Raw genomic sequence first — 16,170 nt, forward strand, 5'->3', positions numbered from 1 at the left:
TCGGCGTGCGGTCAGAATGCGACGTCGGAGCAGGCGTAGAAGGCCATCGGGGTGTCGTAGACCGTCCAGACGGCCAGGATCATGTGCCGGCCGGTCTTCCCGCTCGGCATGGCGCCCTGGTGGACGGTGGTCATGGCGGGCCGGGCGCCGTTGTAGGCGACGGTGAGGAAGGGCTGGGATTCGAGGGCGGCGCGGGTGAGGGGCTTCGTGGGGTCCCAGCCGTTCCTGGTGACGTAGTACTTGATGTCGGTGGTGGCGTGGTTGGCGGTGAACTGCCACCGGAATCCGTAGCCCTGCCCGGCAGTGACCCTGGTGGCGGGCCAGGCGCCGCCGCGCGGGTCGTCGAGCTGGGCGAACTCGCTGTGGCCGCCGGCGCATATGCGGCCGTCGGCCGGGCCGGCGGCCGGGAAGCCCTTGAAGCCCTCGACGCTCTGCGGCTCCCACTGGATGGGGCCGCAGTCGGAGACGGCCCTGTTGGCGCAGAGCTTCTGGCGGCTGATGGGGGTGTCGGTGTAGCCGTGGCTGCTGGCGCCGGGCGCGACGGCGAGCGCGAAACCGGCGGCCACGCCGATCCCGAGGGCGGCGGCGCCTGCGCGTCGGGGCAGGCGGACGGTTCGGCGCATGGGCATGCGGATGGGGCGCATGGGTCGGATGCTCCTTGAACGTGGGGGGAGTTCGGACGACAGAGCGCACGCACGGGTGGGATGGCCGCGGGGGCGGTTCCCGCGGCCGTACCGGGCGTGGCTTCAGGTCTAGACCAAGTCTCAATGTATTGACGGGAGTTGGCCATGTCCAGACCAATGCGGGAACGTTCGGTCCGGACCGGACCCGCCGTCTGCCGCACGGCCGACCCGGCCGCCCCGCCCCTCCTCGGGCGGCGACATCCGGCCGCATGCCGCGCACCGGAGCCGAGGCCGGCGACACGGCTGCGGCCCCGGCCCGCTGCCCGGATCGGGCGGCGGGCCGGGGCCGTGGGGGGGGCGGGCCGGGAGGGGGTGGGGCGTCGGGGAGAGGGCTACTCCGAGCGGCCCGTGTAGAACGCGACGGTGAGGTCCTTCACCAGTGCCTTCCGCTCGTAGTCGTCCAGCTCGACCAGCCCCCGCGACGTCAGCCGGTGGACGGTGTCGTCCACGGCGTCGACGACCGAGGACAGCACGGTGTCCCGGTGCTTGGCGTCGATCGCCGCGACCCTGCGCCGTCGCATGGCCTCGGCGACCTCGGGCGCGTACTCGATGCGCGTCGGCTGGGCCGAGTACACGTCGATCCCGACCGCCTCGGACTCCGCCGCCAGCATCCTGGTCAGCGCATCGCCCACCGCCTCGGCGTCGCGCAGGGTCGGGGCGTCCTCGTGGAAGGCGTCCGCCGGCAGCTGCGACAGCACCCGGGCCATCGCCGACTCCACCTGCTCGGCGAGGTACTCGGTGTGGTCCTCGACCGCCAGCACGGCCCGGGCGGTGTCCTTGACCTGCCAGACGACCTGGACGACGACCTGGAGGGCGAGGCCGCCCGCGTCCACGGCGGGCATCGGCTCGCTGCGCCAGTGCCGCAGGCGTACGTCGACGCGGCGGCGCAGGAGCAGCGGGCTGACCCAGACGAGGCCGGTACGGCGGACCGTGCCGCGGTAGCGGCCGAACAGGGTCAGCACCCAGGCGTGCCCGGTCTTGCCGCGGCCGAGCCCGCCGAGGGCGAGCAGGGCCACGACCCCGAGGAACGCGAGCGGGGGCCAGTGGGTGGGACGCAGCCCCTGGTACGGGCGGGGGGTCGCCCCGAGGGCCGCCTCGAAGACGCCGGGGAGGGCCCCGGCCCGCCAGAACACCGCCAGGCAGCCGGCGAGGGCGAGCGCGCCGACGGCCCCACCGACCCAGCCGGGCAGAACGGGCCCGCTGTGCTCCCTGAGCCGGTCGTCCCCACGGGGAACCCGCCGACCGGCGGGGGCGGGCCGGGCCGTGCGGCGGCGGGCCGGCGGCGTGTCCGCGGCCGGGGTGCCACGGACTGCTCCGCCCGGACGGGACCCGCCGGCCACCACGGGCGGGAAGGGCAGGTGCACCGGCACCTCCGTCACCGCCACCCCGCGGCGCGGCGGGTCGTCCGCGCAGTCCCCGTCCCCGTCCCCGTCTCTGTCCCCGTCTCTGTCCCTGTTCCCGCCGCCGTCGTCCTGCGGGGCGGCGCCGTCCGGCATACCGCGGGCCACGGCCTGCGCCACGAGGCCGAAGACCCCGGGCCCGGGCACACCGCCCCGAACCGGTTCGCCGGAGCCTTGGCCGCCGGGATGGGGCTCGCCGGGGCCGTGGTCGCCGAAGCCGAGTCCACCGGGGCTGTGGTCGCCGGGGCCGTGGTCGTCGCCGGGCGCGGGCTGCGGGAACTCCGGCCCGCCGGGGCAGGGTTCGCTGCCGTCGGCCGCGCCGGGAGCGGGGGCGGGGGCGGGGGCGGGGGCGGGGTGCGGGATGTCGCCGTCCGGCGGGGCCGGTACCCGTACGCAGACGAGCGTGTCGTGATCCTGCCCGGACGAGCCCCCGGCTGGCTCGGTCCCGCCCGGCTCGGTCCCGGCCGGCTCGGCCCCGGCCGGCTCGGCCCCGGCCGGCTCGGCCCCGGCCGACGGCGGCAGCGGTTCGACCGCGACCTGGGTGGGCTCGGCCTGGGTGGGCGCGACCTGGGTGGGCGCGGATGGCGGTTCGATCGCGGCATCGGCCCCGGCACGGGCCGCCGGCACCTCGCCGTGCGTCGCGGGGCGCCCGTGCGACACCGCCAGCAGCGGCGCCGGAACCCCGACGGCCCAGCCCCGACGCCCGGCTCCGACCGGGACCTGGGCCCGCGGTACGGCTGGCTCGGCGACCGGGTACAAGGGCGGCACGGGCACGGAGGCGACGCCGTTCGACCCGGGCACGGCAGACACGGCAGGCACATCGGCGGGCCGGGCTGCACCCGGGCCTTCGCCGCCGGACCGGAACCGGTGCCCGGCGGGGTCGGCCTGCCCGGCGCCGGACGCCATCGTCAGCGCGACCCGGCCGACCCGGCCGACCCGGCCGACCCGGCCGACCGATACGGCTTCGGCGTCCCCGGCCACGCCGCGCGGCGCGGTCGCGGGCGACTGCCCGGCCGAATCCGCGCCGCCTGCTTCGGCGGCACGCTGCCCGGCCGCCGCCGGGCCGGGAACACCGCCCTGCGGCAGGTCCGGACCCGTGGCCCCGGACCGGTCCGGGTCGTGTCCCGTACCGTGCGCCGCAGCCGACCGCTCTTCCGGACCCGTCAGGACGGCAACGTCGGCGTACGGCCGGACCCGGCCGGCGGACACGACAGCCGGACCGGCAGCCCGCGCCGACGCCGCGGCGGAACCTTCGGCGCCGGACCGGTGCGAGTCGCCGTACGCCCCGCGCTGCGCATCCACCGCTGCCGCGAACGGCCCGGTCGGGGTCGCCTGCGCGGCAGCCGTCCGCCCGGCGACGCCCGCAGCCGGGGCAAGTACGTCGGCCTGTGACGGGACCTGGCTCGCGGACACGGCGACGGGGGGCCCGGCCGCAGCAGCGTGCTGCCCGGCGTGGTGCGCGGTGATCAACCGTCCGGCCGAAGCCGCCGGGGCCGGCACATCCGCCTGTGGCCGTCCCGTGCCCGCGGACCGGGCGGGCGCAGCCACGACGGTCGGGCCGACAGGCCGCGCAGGCGCCGCGGCCGGACCGTCGGCGCCCGACCGGTCCGGGTCGTCGTACGCGTCGTCGGTCGGCGCAGTCAGGGTCTCCCGGGCGGCGCGGGGCGCCGCGACCGGCCGCTCGGCCGAGCCCGCCGGGGCCGGGGCGTTGTCCTGCGGTCGGACCGGGCCTGCAGGCGCAGCCGGTCGGGCCGCTGCCGCCGAGGCCACCGCTGCGGCGTATCCGCCCGGCGCGGCCGCGGCACTCGCCTCGGCACCGTGCGGCGCGGCCGGGGCCGGGACGGCGGACCCTGCGGGCGGGGCCGCCGACCTCGGCGGGGTCACCGTCGGGCCGGTGTCGGCCGGGAGCCGGAACAGCAGGCCCGTGGTGTGGGAGGTCGGGGCATGGGGGGAGGCCGGGGGCACGTGGAAGGTGCCGGTGGTGGCAGTGGTGGCGGTGGTGGGCGTGGGGTGCATCGTTGCCTCCGTCATGCGAACAGCCGGCGCCAGGTTTCCGGGCCCGGGTGACCGTTGGCCGCGGCGCCGCGCCAGCCCTGGGCGCGCTGGAACGCCTCGACGCTGCGGCGGTCGGCCTCGCCCCAGCGGGGGCCCGGACCGGCGGGGTAGTGCTTGCCGAAGCCCTTCTCCGTCAGCCGGTGGCCGAGGGCGGCGATCGACGGGTGGGTGGACCCGGGCCGGAACACCGCCGCACCCGGGTAGGCGGGCATGTCGGCCGAGCCCGGACGGACCGCCTCCGCCCCGGGGGACCCGGGGGCACCCGGACGGCCCGCTGAACCGGGAGCACCCGGACGGACCGGGGAACCAGGAGCGTCAGGGCGGGCCGCCGAACCGGGAGCACCCGGACGGCCCGGGGAGCCGGGAGCACCCGGACGGGCCACCGCACCGGGCGCGCCCGGGCGGGCCGGGGAGCCGGACGGGGTGGGGGCGGCCTCCAGCGTCGGGAGGATGTCGTTGCCCTGCCCGTCGACCAGGAGCTGCCAGGTGTGCGGGCCGGGGAGGCCGTCGACGTCGGCCCCCGTCCAGCCCTGGGCGATCTGGAAGGCCTGGGTGGCCAGCAGGTCGGAGTCGGACCACTTCGTGCCGGGCCCGTTGGGGTAGAAGCGGCGGCCGCCCCGGTCGATCAGCATCCTGCCGAGCTCGTAGACGTACTGGTTGTCCGCGCCCGGGCCGAACATCGACAACCCGGGGTAGGCCTTCGACGGGAGCGCCGGATTCGGGTCGGGTGCGGTGGTCCCGCCCGTCACCCCGTTGTACCGGTACGGGACGTACTTCGACGCGTTGTTCCAGTAGCCGTACGGCGTCGCCAGCTTCCGCGTGTTCGGGCGGGTCTGCTCGTACGCGATGTACTGGGTGTGGGTCCCGTCGACCCAGCCGCCGAAGAGGGTGACGTGCGAGCCGTTGTTGGGGTCCGCCGGGTTGTGGAAGAGGAGCATGTCGCCCGGCAGCAGCTCATCCTTCGTGATCTTCGTCGCGAATTTGTCGAGGCTGCCGGTCCATTCGTTCGTACCGAGGTTCCAGGCCATGGACACATAGCCGGAGCAGTCCTGCCGGTAGCCGTCCACCCAGTAGCTGTACATGCTGTACGGGACCTTCGCGTCCAGCCACAGCTGCGCCCGGCTGATGATCGACATGCGGTCGATCCGCTTCAGCGAGGACGGTGCTCCCGGCGCGCCGCCCGGCTTGACCGGGGCGGCCGGCCGCCCGTGCAGCGGGGACCGGGCGCCCTGCGGGGAGGCGGGGCCGTCCCCGTCGCGGTGGTCGGCGGCCGGGGCGGCGTGTGCCACCGCCGCCGGTACGGTCGCGCCGCCGGTCAGGACCACACCCGCCGCGGTGGCCAGCACCAGCGCCCGGCGCGCTCCGCGTGCGGCCGGGTGACCGCCGTCACGGAGCGCTATGGCCGGCGTGCCGGCGAGGGAGCGGCGCCGGTGTACACATCCCGGGCAGCCGCAGTCGCCTGCGGGCTCGTACTCCTCGAAAACGGGCGTCGGCATCGGCAGATGCGTCGGGGGCTGCATCGTCATGCGGGTCCGTCCACTCCCCTGCTCGTCCACTTTTCGGGCAGCCGCATATCTGTCGGGGCATCAGATTCGGCCGCACCCAGACATATCGTGCACGATAAACCCCTTAAACATGGGCTAATCGGACAAGGTGGGCGCGGCTGGTCATGGGCACCCCCGAATGTGGGGTAGAGTTTTCTCTGTCAGCAGGCGCCGCTAGCTCAGTTGGTTAGAGCAGCTGACTCTTAATCAGCGGGTCCGGGGTTCGAGTCCCTGGCGGCGCACCGACAAGAGGAAGCCCCTCGCAGTGAGAACTGCGAGGGGCTTCTTCGTCGTGTTCCTGTGTTCCTCGTGTCGGCCGATGTTCATCGTGTCGGCCGATCGATCCCTCCTCCGGCCCTGACTAAGGTGCCGCCGGCGGTCCGACCGGGGCCCGGGCCGGAGCCCCCGCGGGCGGTGTCGCCGCGGCCGCGCCCCTACCGGTGTCCGCGTCCGCGTCCGTGTCCGCCGCCTTGCCCGTCAGGTAGGCCGAGACGACCACGTTCGCCGTGTACTCCTTGGCCGCCTTGTCGTACGTGCCCCCGCAGGTCACCAGCCGCAGCTCCGCCCGGCCCGCGATCCGCCGGCCGTACGCCTTGTCCGGGTCGAAGTGCGTGCGCTCGTACACCCGGACGTCCTCGATGGTGAACTCGGCGACCGAGCCGTCGGCCCGGACCACGCGGACCTTGCCGCCCGGCTGCGCCGAACTCAGCCCGTAGAAGACCGCCGGCCGGGACGCGGTGTCCACGTGCCCGACCAGCAGCGCGGCCCCCGCCTCGCCCGGCTTCGCGCCCGCCTGCCACCAGCCCACCGCGCCGGGCCGGTCGTACGGGGGCGGGTCGATCGCGCCCCCGGCGTCCAGGCCGCGCGGGACCACCGGGGCCTGGACGCCCAGCGACGGCACGTCGACCCGCACCGGCAGGGACGCGGCCAGCGGGGCGTGCGCGACCGGCAGGCCCGGCACCGGGTACGCGGGCCCGCCCGCCCGGGCGGTCCCCGGCAGCGCCGGCATGCCGGTGATCTCCCGGCCCCACAGCCACAGGCCGAGCACCAGCACCGTCCAGGCGGCGAAGGTCAGCAGCCGCCCGGTCGAGGACGATCCCGGCTCGTCCGCGCCGCTCACCGGCGCGGCCTCACTCGCCGCTGCGGCGGCGGCGCAGGGCGAGGGCCCGGCCCGCGACGGCCAGGGTGGCCGCGGCGGCGAGCACGGCGCCGATCACGGTGTGCGGCAGGCCGGGGCCGTCGTCCCCGTGGTCCTTCTTCGCGGCGACGGTGGCAGTGGCCCGATCCCCGCCGGCCCCGTCGGCCCGCTCCGCGGTCCGGGCCGTCTCCGCGAGCTCCGCGGCCATGCCGCCGCCCCCGGCGTGGACCGGGCCGACCGGCGACCGGTGGGGGTCCGGGCGCTCCCGACCCTCGTCCCGGCCCTCCTCCCGGCCTTCGTCCTGGTCCTTGTCCCGGTCCTTGTCCCGGCCCTCGTCCCGGTCCTTGTCCCGGCCTTCGTCCCGGTCGCCCTGGCCGTGGTCCTTGGCGGGATCCTTGGCCGCCGAGTCCTTGGCGTGGTCCTTGGCGTGGTCCTCGGCAGCCGAATCCTTCCCCTGCTCCTGCCCGTACTCCTGCCCGTTGCTGCCGCGGCGCACGACCTCGACGGATCCGGACAGGTCGGAGTTGTCGCACCGGACCCGGATGTCGTGCCGGCCCGGTTCGGCGCGCGAGCTGATCATCGCGTCGCCGCGCAGCGTCCCGTCGCCGTCGCGGCCGGAGGACAGGTGGACCTCGGCCACGAAGACGGAGGACTTGGCGGTCGCCCAGCGGGCGTCACAGCCGCGGACCCGCAGCTTGGCCTGCGCCCCCGGCGCGGCCCGGTGCGGATCGACCGAGACGCCCCCGCGGTCCTCCTCGCCCGCGAAGAGGGCGGCGGGCACGGACACGGCCGGGCCGGCGGCGACGGCGGTGAACGCCGCCAGGGCTGCGGCCACCCCGCCGACGCGGAGAGCGATCAGAGCACTGCGCATGGTGAACCTCCTCATCAAGGAGGTTCACGTGCGGCGTGCCGCTCCGCATCCGGAGCGACACGCCGTTGCGCCGATCGGCTCAGACAAGATCGACCAGGTCAGCGATGGAGTTCACCGTCCGGGTCGGCCGGTACGGGAACTTCTCGGTGTCCTCGACCGTGGTCAGGCCGGTCAGCACGAGGAAGGTCTGCATGCCTGCCTCCAGGCCGGCCAGGACGTCGGTGTCCATCCGGTCGCCGATCATCGCGCTGCTCTCGGAATGCGCGCCGATGGCGTTCAGGCCGGTCCGCATCATCAGCGGGTTCGGCTTGCCCGCGAAGTACGGCTGCTTGCCGGTCGCCTTGGTGATCAGGGCGGCGACGGCGCCGGTGGCGGGCAGCGGGCCCTCGGTGGAGGGGCCGGTCTCGTCGGGGTTGGTGCAGATGAAGCGGGCGCCGGTGTTGATCAGCCGGACCGCCTTCGTCATCGCCTCGAAGCTGTAGGTCCGGGTCTCGCCCAGGACGACGTAGTCGGGGTCGTGGTCGGTCAGGATGTAGCCGATGTCGTGCAGGGCGGTGGTCAGGCCCGCCTCGCCGATGACGTACGCCGTGCCGCCGGGGCGCTGGTCGTCGAGGAACTTCGCGGTGGCCAGCGCCGAGGTCCAGATGTTCTCGACGGGCACGTCGAGGCCCATGCGGCTCAGGCGGGCCTGGAGGTCGCGCGGGGTGTAGATCGAGTTGTTGGTCAGGACGAGGAAGGGCTTGCCGGATTCGCGCAGCCGCTTGATGAAGGCATCGGCGCCGGGGATCGGGGTGCCCTCGTGGATGAGGACCCCGTCCATGTCGGTGAGCCAGGACTCGATCGGCTTGCGCTCTGCCACGGGATTGTTCTCCGCTCTCGGTGGCCCGGTATGACCTGTGACCACTGACCCGAAAGTGTGGTCCGTGTCACCCTATCGGGGCCGGGCCGTGGACGTGCCGGTCGTCCACAGCCCGGACATCCGGGAGGTCGCCGGGGGGCGGCCGGCGTAGGCCGGGGTCAGCCGAGCTTGACGTTGTCCACCGTCCAGTACCAGTTGTTGCTGCCGGTGTACCGGAAGCGGATCTGTACGTTCGTGGCGCCGGCCGGGATCTGCAGGGTCAGGGACTCGGCCTTGGCGATCGCGTCGGCGGTGTGGTCCTTGACGGCGGTCGGGGTGCCTCCGTTGTAGGAGACCAGGACCTGGGCGGTCTGTCCGGCCTCGTGGCGGTAGTGCGTCTGATAGCCGAGGGTGCGCGTGGTGCCGCCGGCCACCGGCCAGGCCGGGGTGATCAGGGTGGAGTCGAAGCTGCCGGTGTGGGCCTTGTCGTCCCACTCGTCGGAGTCGGCGACGGCGAAGACGTCGCGGGAGCGGACGTTCAGCTCGCGCCACTGGTCGCGCTGCGACTGGCTCCAGAACTCGTCGGTGGCGAAGGCCCATCCGGCCCACTCGGTGACACCGCCCGAGCCCATCCGGGAGTTGTCGACGGACCAGCCGGCCGGCGGGGTGTGCGTGAAGCCCTTCACGCCCGCCGGGATGCCCGTCTCGTCCACGCGGGCCCGGAGGTTGGGGCGCAGGGTGTCGAACGGGTCGCTGTCGTCCGGGGCGCCGAGCGGGATGCCGTCGACGGCGGTTCCGGCCGCGGCGCCGACGTGGGCGAGGGCGGTCGCCGCGACGTCGGCGAGCTTCACGTCGTCGCGTACCGAACCGGCGGGGATGCCCGCGCCCTTGGCGATGACGAAGGTGCCGCGCTCGGCGGCGGAGGAGCTGCCGTGGCCGCCGGTGCTCGTGTGGCCGTGGTCGGTGGTGACGAGGATCTTCCAGTTCTCCCGGTCGTACGTCGGGCGGGCCGCGACCGCGTTCAGCAGCCGGCCGACGAGGACGTCGACGCGGGCGACGGCGTCGAGGTACTGCTGGCTCGCGGCACCGTAGGAGTGCCCGGCGGAGTCGACCTGGCCGAGGTAGACGAAGGCGGCGTCGGGGCTCTGGTCGCGCAGTTCGGCGGCGGCCGCGGCGGCGATCTTCGGGTCTTCGTTGGTGTAGCCGTCGCGGTCGCCCTTGAGGCTGAGGCGCTTGTCGACCTTGGCGGAGAAGATCGGGCCGTTCTGGTCGGTGGAGGTGATGGGCTCCCAGTCGGCGGCCGCGTAGGTGTTGAGCGAGGGCTTGGTGTTCTCGATGCGGGTGAGGAAGTCCGGGTGGGCCGTGTAGTTCTTGCCGGTGAAGGAGTTGTCCTTCACGCCGTGCTTGTCGGGCCAGACGCCGGTGGCGATGGTGGACCAGCCTGGGCCGGAGGAGGTGGCGGCCATCGGGTTGGCGTACAGGCTGCTGCGGGCGGTGAGGCCCTGGGCCATCAGGCCGTTCAGGTACGGGGCGTTGGCGGCCTTCACGCGGTCGAGGACCACCCCGTCGAGGCCGATGACCAGGACCTTGCCGGTGGTGGCGGCGGCCGGCGCGGCCGCCGCGGTGTGCGCGCCGAGGGCGGTGGCGAGCAGGACGATGGCGGTGGCCGTGGCTGTGGCGGTGGTCGCCGTGGCAAGGGCGCGTCCGGGCAGGACAGTGGACACGTACTCCTCCGGGAGTTCGTCGTGTGGGCGCGTGTGAGCGGTGCTTGCCGTGCGGGGGAAGCGGGGGAAAGCAGCGGTACTGCCGTACGGATGGGGTGGGTGCGGCGTACGGGCGTCCATGCGCCGGGTCCGGACCGTCAGGGACGGTGACCTTCGATCCAGACCCGTTATGCAGGCGTTATGCAGGCTGCACGATTCCGGTCCGAGGTGACCGGAAGGCAACCGGTCAGCTTCCGGTTGCCGACTTCCACGCGTCGACGTAGGCCGTGAGGTTCTTGTCGATGTCGGCCCAGTCCGGCTCGAACACCTCGACACCGGTCATCAGCTTCGTCAGCTCGACGGCGTTGGCGTCGGTCGGCTTGACGTCGGTGCGGGCCGGGAAGCCGCCGCCGACCTCGCTGACCAGCCTCTGGGCCTCCTCGCCGAGCAGGTGGTCCAGCAGCTTCCTGCCGTTCTCGGAGTGCGGCGCCTTCTGCACCAGCCCGGCCGCGTACGGCAGGGCGAAGGTGGTGGGCTTGCCGCCGTCCTTGGCCGGGAACCAGATGCCCAGGTTCGGCATGGACTTGGACTGTGCGAAGTTCATCTGGACGTCGCCGTTGGCGACGAGCAGCTCGCCCTTGTCGGTCTTCGGCGCGAGCTTGCTGGTGGAGGAGGACGGGCCGACGTTGTTGGCCTGGAGCTTCTTCAGGTATTCCATCGCCGGCTCCTTGCCGCCGAAGTCGTGCATCGACTTGATGAGGACGGCCGTGCCGTCGCCCGCGACGCCGGGCGTGGAGTACTGCAGCTTGCCCTTGAACTTCCCGTCGAGGAGCTCCTCCCAGGTCTTCGGGGCCGTTTCGACCTCCTTCTTGTTGTAGACGAAGCCGAAGTAGTTGTTCACGACCGACGTCCACATGCCGTCGGTCGCCTTGTCCGCGCCGTTGACCTTGTCGGAGCCCTGCGGGCGGTACGGCTGGAGCAGGCCCTTGCCGGCCGCCTGCTGGATGAACGGCGGCAGCGTGATCAGCACGTCCGCCTGGGTGTTGGCCTTCTCGCGGACGGCGCGCTGCACCATCTCGCCGGAGCCGCCCTCGACGTACTTGACCTCGATGCCGGTCTTCTTCGTGAAGTCGGCGAAGACCCGGTCGTACCAGCCGTCGCCCTTGTCGCTCTTGAGGCCGTCGGCGCTGTAGACGGTCACGGTCTTCGCGCCGTCGCCGCCGGAGGAACCGGAGGAGGAGGACGCGTCGGTGCCGGCGCAGGCGGTGAGGCCGGCGGCGAGGGCGAGGCTTCCGGTGACGGCGGCGACGGTACGCAGGGGCATGCGGTGTCCGGACATGGCGGTTCCTTAACGGAAGAGGAAGAAGAGCATGAAGGGGCGGGGAGCAGGCAGGCAGGCAGGCGGCCGGCCGGCCGGGTCAGCGGTAGGCGGCCTTGGTGCGGATGCGGGAGACGGCCAGGAGGACCAGCAGGGTCGCGGCCATCAGGACCACGGCGACGGCGGAGCCGCTGAAGAGGGAGCCGCGGTCGGTGGCGGCGAAGATCCGGACCGGGAGGGGTGTCCAGTCCGGCGGGTAGAGCATCATCGTGGCGCTCAACTCGCCCATGGAGAGGGCGAAGCAGAGTCCGGCGGCCGCCGTGAGGGACGGCAGCAGGAGGGGGAGCCTGACCCGCCACAGCACGTACGCGGGACGGGCGCCCAGGGAGGCGGCAGCCTGCTCGTACGCGGGGTCGAGACGGACGATCGCAGCCGAAACCGACTGGTAGGCGAACGCCGTGACAAGGATCGTGTGCGCCAGGACGACGATCGAGGACGTGCCGTTGAGCAGCAGCGGCGGCCGGCTGAACGCGACGAGGACGGCCAGCCCGACGACCACCGACGGGACGGCGACCGGCAGCACGAACAGGGCGTCCAGGAACCGCTTCCCGCGCCGCTTCAGCCCGGCCGCGGCCAGCGCGGCCCAGGTCCCGACGGTCAGCGCGAGCAGGCTCGCGGCGAGCGCGGTGACGAGCGAGGTGGTCAGCGCCTGGAGGGATTCGCCGCGCACGGCGGCGGCGTAGTTCCCGGTGGTCGGGCCGGAGGGCAGGGCCCCGGACCAGTGGGTGGCGAAGGACGCGGCCACCACGACGAGCAGCGGCAGCGCGAAGACGGGCAGGAAGAGGAGGCCGAAGACGGCCCAGGCGGCCCAGCGGCCGGTCCGGCTATGCACCAGCACGCTTGCTCACCACCCGGTAGAGGCCGAACAGGCCGACGGAGACGGCGACGTTGACGACGGCCACGGCGCAGGCGGCCGGGTAGTCGGCTTCGAGGATCGCCTTGCCGTAGACGAGCATCGGCAGCGTGGTGACGTCCTTGGCCCCGGTGAACAGGACGATCCCGAATTCGTTGAGGCACATGACCAGCACGAGGCTGCCGCCGGCGGCGAGCGCCGGAAGGGCCTCGGGGAGGATCACCCGGCGGACGATCCGGGCGGGCCGCGCGCCGAGCGAGGAGGCCGCCTCCAGCTGTGCGGTGTCGAGCTGCGAGAAGGCGGCGAGCAGCGGGCGCATCACGAAGGGCGTGAAGTACGTGATCTCCGCGAGGAGTACGCCCCACGGGGTGGCCAGGAAGCGGAACGGCCCCTCGGCGACCCCGAACACATCGCTCCACAGCCCGTTGGCGAGCCCGACCGACCCGTAGATGAAGAGCAGGGCCAGGGTGATGAGGAACGAAGGGAAGGAAAGGAAGACGTCGATGAACCTGGCGACGGCCCGCGCCCCCGGAAACGGAACGAAGGCGATGACCAGCGCGAGCACGAACCCGAGCACCAGGCACCCGACCGTGGCGCCGGCGGCCAGCCACACCGTGGTCCCGAGCGCCTCCCGGAAGGAGCGGGAGGCGAACACGGACCCGTAGGCGGCGAAGGCCCCGCCGTTCTCGGGGCTGAAGGACTCCCGGACGACCAGCGCGAGGGGGTACAGGAAGGCCGGCGCGAGCACGGCCACGGGCGGCAGCGCCCACAGCCCGCGCGGCAGCCGGCGCCCCGCGGCAGCGGACGCGGCAGTCTCACCCATCGCCCACCCCCGCTGCCAGCAGCACCGCGTCCCGCGGCGCGAAGTGCAGGGTCACCCGGTCCCCGAGCGCCGGGGTCTCGTGCAGCTCGGGCAGGTCCGCGGTGACCCGGTGGCCGTCCACGTCGACGTACAGCCGGTGCGTCGAGCCCCGCCACTGCACCTCGGTGATGGTGCCGTTCAGGGTGTTGGGGCCGGCGTCGCCGAGCCCGATCAGGTGCGGCCGTAGGCACAGGGTCGCCCGCGCGCCCGGCACCGCGCGCCCGCGGTCCAGTTGCAGCTTCCGGCCGGCGAAGACCGCCCCGGAGTCGGCGACCGTCACCGGCAGCAGGTTGGCGTTGCCGACGAAGGAGGCGGTGAACTCGGTGCGCGGGGACCGGTACAGCTCCTGCGGGGTGCCGCAGTCCTGCAGCCGCGACCGGTCCATGACGGCGATGCGGTCGGCGAGGGTGAGTGCCTCGACCTGGTCGTGGGTGACGTACAGCATCGACACGTCGGGCAGTTCGCGGTGGAGGCGGGCCAGTTCGGCGAGCATCCCGGAGCGCAGCCGGGCGTCGAGCGCGGACAGCGGCTCGTCGAGCAGCAGCACCCCGGGCCGGATGGCGAGGGCGCGGGCGATCGCGACGCGCTGCTGCTGCCCGCCCGACAGCTCGCGGGGGTGCCGCTTGGCGTAGGCGGCCATCCCGGTCATCTCCAGGGCCTCGGCGACCCGGCCGGGGATCTCGGCCCGCGGGGTCTTCTGCGCCTTCAGCCCGAAGGCGACGTTCTCCTCGACCCGCAGGTGCGGGAAGAGCGCGTACTGCTGGACGACCATGCCGATGCCGCGCTTGTACGGCGGCAGTGCGGTGACGTCCCGGCCGCCGATCATGACCCGGCCGGATGCCGGGCGCACGAAGCCGGCGACCGCGCGCAGCGCCGTGGTCTTGCCCGAGCCGGAGGGTCCGAGCAGGGCCATGACCTCGCCCGGCTCCACGGTCAGGTCGAGCCGGTCCAGAACGGTACTGCCGCCGTAGGCGACACTGACCGACTCGAAACGAATGCCGCTCACGCCCCCTCCAGCAGACCGGGCAACTCGGCGACGGACCCGAGGACGTGAGTGGCGCCGTTCTCCGTCAGCACGGCGCGGTCGTGGGCGCCGGTCAGCACGCCGGCCACGATCCCGGCGCCGGCCCGGCGGCCGCTGAGCATGTCGTACGCGGTGTCGCCGGCAACCACGACGTCCCGTACGTCGTCGACGGCGCCGGTCCGCAGGAACGCGGTCAGCACCATGTCGGGGTAGGGCCGTCCGCGGCCGCCCGCATCCGCGGGGCAGAGGGTGAGGTCGGCGAGCCCCTGCCACCCGAGCGCGTCGAGGATGGCGTCCTGCGTGACCCGTGCGAAGCCGGTGGTCAGCACGACGGTCCGCCCGCCCTCACGCAGCTTCTCGACGGCCTCGCGGGCACCGGGCAGCGGCGCGACGAGGCCGCCGTCGACGAGCTCGGCGTACGCCTCCTCGAACACGGAGTTGGCCTGCCGGGCACGCTCCTCCGTACCGAAGAGCGCCCGGAACACGGAGATCTTCGACTCGCCCATGGTGTCGCGGACGTACCGGAGCCCGGTCTCGAAATCAGCGGAGCCGGGCTCCACGCCGAGGCGTTCGGCGGCGCGCCCGAAGGCCCGCTCGACGAGGCCGCCGTCGGCCACGGTGGTACCGGCCATGTCCAGAACAACAAGATCCACGGGGGTCACCAGCCCATCCCGTCGGCGGATGTCTCGGCGATGGCGGGCGAGCAGGTCATCCCCCGCCCGCCGGGCCCGGTCACGAGCCACACCCCGTCGCGGACCTGCTCACGGTGGACGACCCGCGAGGTGTCGGTGCACTGCGCGTACACCCCGGCCCAGCGGTGGCGGATCCTCGGCAGCGGGCGCCCCAGGAAGGACTCGACGACCTTCACCAGGTGCTCGTACGGCTCCTCGACGGTGTCGAAGGCGAAGGGGTGCTCGTACTCGTGGGTGTCGCCGATGGTCAGGCCGCCGTCCCGGCGCTGGACCATCAGCAGCTGCATCCTGTGCGCGGCCGCCACCGGATCCTGGGCCTGCGCCGCATTCAGCGCATCAAGAGCAGCCCCCCTGTAGGCCGGGTAGTACCGAAAACTGTCGCCATCGGCAACAGACGTCGTAAGAACCTCCCCCAAGGGATCGGTCTGCATCATCTGCAGCCGGACCCGCCGCACCGGCAGCTCGGGCGCCAACTCCCGCACCAGCCCGGACAGCCAGGCCCCGGTGGCCAGCACCACGGCATCGCCGCGATGCACGTCACCGTGGTCGTCCCGGACGCTCGCGGTCCCGACGACCTCGCGCACCTCCCGCCCCGGCAGCCACGTGTACCGCCCGCTCCCCAGCAGCGCCTCCCGCAGATGCACCTGCGCGGTACGCGGCTCGACGGCGGCGTCCCGCTCGCACCAGAGGGCGGCTTCGAAGCCGCCGCGCAGCGCGGGGTTGATCTCCCGCGCCTCCCGGGCGGTGACCAGCCGGTAGCCGCGGGCGGCGGCATCCGGCCGGGCCGCGGCCGCCTCGGCGACGGCGTACTCGGCCGCGTTCCGCACCGGCGTCAGCGAGCCGTTGGCCCGGAAGCCCAGGCCGGGCACCCGGGCGCCGATCTCCTCCCACAGCTCGCGGGCCCGCAGGGCGGTGTCGAGCTCCTCGCCCCCGGCCCGCCCGCTGACCCAGATCTGGCCGAAGTTGCGCAGGGACGCGCCGCGGGCCTCGGCCTCCCGCTCGATGTGGACGACCTCGTGGCCGCGTTCGACTGCTTGCCAGGCGTGCATGGTGCCGACCACGCCGCCTCCGACGACTATGACTCTCACGCCGACCACGGTGGGTGCGGAGCATGGACCTCCGGGGTCCC

13 protein-coding genes and 1 tRNA gene are annotated in these 16,170 nt (G+C 74.0%); 1 reads left to right on the top strand and 13 read right to left on the bottom strand.

The window, feature by feature from the left end:
* Positions 1 to 11: 11 nt before the first annotated feature.
* The 3 genes from ACIQUT_RS19020 to ACIQUT_RS19030 form a co-directional block, all read right to left on the bottom strand.
* Positions 12 to 605, bottom strand: a complete 594-nt coding sequence (locus tag ACIQUT_RS19020) for a lytic polysaccharide monooxygenase (RefSeq protein WP_403564201.1) — start codon at positions 603 to 605, stop codon at positions 12 to 14.
* A gap of 410 nt (positions 606 to 1,015) precedes the next feature.
* Positions 1,016 to 4,114 (bottom strand): SPFH domain-containing protein, encoded by a 3,099-nt coding sequence (locus ACIQUT_RS19025; RefSeq protein ID WP_403564072.1) that lies wholly within the window; start codon positions 4,112 to 4,114, stop codon positions 1,016 to 1,018.
* On the bottom strand, positions 4,111 to 5,634 hold the full coding sequence (locus ACIQUT_RS19030; protein ID WP_403564202.1) for a peptidoglycan-binding protein: 1,524 nt from the start codon (positions 5,632 to 5,634) through the stop codon (positions 4,111 to 4,113). The genes ACIQUT_RS19025 and ACIQUT_RS19030 overlap by 4 nt, the downstream gene beginning before the upstream one ends.
* A gap of 216 nt (positions 5,635 to 5,850) precedes the next feature.
* Here ACIQUT_RS19030 and ACIQUT_RS19035 point away from each other — a divergent pair.
* Positions 5,851 to 5,924, top strand: a tRNA-Lys gene (locus ACIQUT_RS19035).
* Between the two features lie 119 nt (positions 5,925 to 6,043).
* On the opposite strand, the gene ACIQUT_RS19040 is transcribed toward ACIQUT_RS19035, so the two are convergent.
* The 10 genes from ACIQUT_RS19040 to ACIQUT_RS19085 form a co-directional block, all read right to left on the bottom strand.
* Positions 6,044 to 6,802, bottom strand: a complete 759-nt coding sequence (locus ACIQUT_RS19040) for a class F sortase (RefSeq protein WP_403564073.1) — start codon at positions 6,800 to 6,802, stop codon at positions 6,044 to 6,046.
* Positions 6,803 to 6,812: 10 nt separating this feature from the next.
* A complete protein-coding gene (locus ACIQUT_RS19045) occupies positions 6,813 to 7,691 on the bottom strand; it encodes a hypothetical protein (RefSeq protein ID WP_403564074.1) in 879 nt (292 codons plus the stop codon).
* Positions 7,692 to 7,770: 79 nt separating this feature from the next.
* Positions 7,771 to 8,550, bottom strand: a complete 780-nt coding sequence (locus ACIQUT_RS19050) for an HAD-IIA family hydrolase (RefSeq protein ID WP_403564075.1) — start codon at positions 8,548 to 8,550, stop codon at positions 7,771 to 7,773.
* Between the two features lie 158 nt (positions 8,551 to 8,708).
* Entirely contained in the window at positions 8,709 to 10,253 is a 1,545-nt protein-coding gene (locus tag ACIQUT_RS19055; protein ID WP_403564076.1) for an alkaline phosphatase family protein, read from the bottom strand.
* A gap of 226 nt (positions 10,254 to 10,479) precedes the next feature.
* On the bottom strand, positions 10,480 to 11,571 hold the full coding sequence (locus tag ACIQUT_RS19060) for a 2-aminoethylphosphonate ABC transporter substrate-binding protein (protein ID WP_403564077.1): 1,092 nt from the start codon (positions 11,569 to 11,571) through the stop codon (positions 10,480 to 10,482).
* Positions 11,572 to 11,650: 79 nt separating this feature from the next.
* Positions 11,651 to 12,448, bottom strand: coding sequence for an ABC transporter permease (locus ACIQUT_RS19065; protein WP_403564078.1), 798 nt, complete (start codon positions 12,446 to 12,448; stop codon positions 11,651 to 11,653).
* Entirely contained in the window at positions 12,435 to 13,286 is an 852-nt protein-coding gene (locus tag ACIQUT_RS19070; RefSeq protein WP_403564079.1) for a 2-aminoethylphosphonate ABC transporter permease subunit, read from the bottom strand. Before ACIQUT_RS19070 ends, ACIQUT_RS19065 begins: the two co-directional genes overlap by 14 nt.
* Positions 13,279 to 14,331 (bottom strand): ABC transporter ATP-binding protein, encoded by a 1,053-nt coding sequence (locus tag ACIQUT_RS19075; protein ID WP_403564080.1) that lies wholly within the window; start codon positions 14,329 to 14,331, stop codon positions 13,279 to 13,281. Before ACIQUT_RS19075 ends, ACIQUT_RS19070 begins: the two co-directional genes overlap by 8 nt.
* Positions 14,328 to 15,011 carry a phosphonatase-like hydrolase gene (locus ACIQUT_RS19080; RefSeq protein WP_403564081.1) on the bottom strand — a complete coding sequence of 228 codons (684 nt, stop codon included), beginning with the start codon at positions 15,009 to 15,011 and terminating at the stop codon, positions 14,328 to 14,330. Before ACIQUT_RS19080 ends, ACIQUT_RS19075 begins: the two co-directional genes overlap by 4 nt.
* Positions 15,008 to 16,129, bottom strand: a complete 1,122-nt coding sequence (locus ACIQUT_RS19085) for a TIGR03364 family FAD-dependent oxidoreductase (RefSeq protein WP_403564082.1) — start codon at positions 16,127 to 16,129, stop codon at positions 15,008 to 15,010. Before ACIQUT_RS19085 ends, ACIQUT_RS19080 begins: the two co-directional genes overlap by 4 nt.
* Between the last annotated feature and the right edge of the window lie 41 nt (positions 16,130 to 16,170).

Source organism: Streptomyces sp. NPDC090445 (assembly GCF_044769385.1).
Taxonomy (GTDB): domain Bacteria; phylum Actinomycetota; class Actinomycetes; order Streptomycetales; family Streptomycetaceae; genus Streptomyces.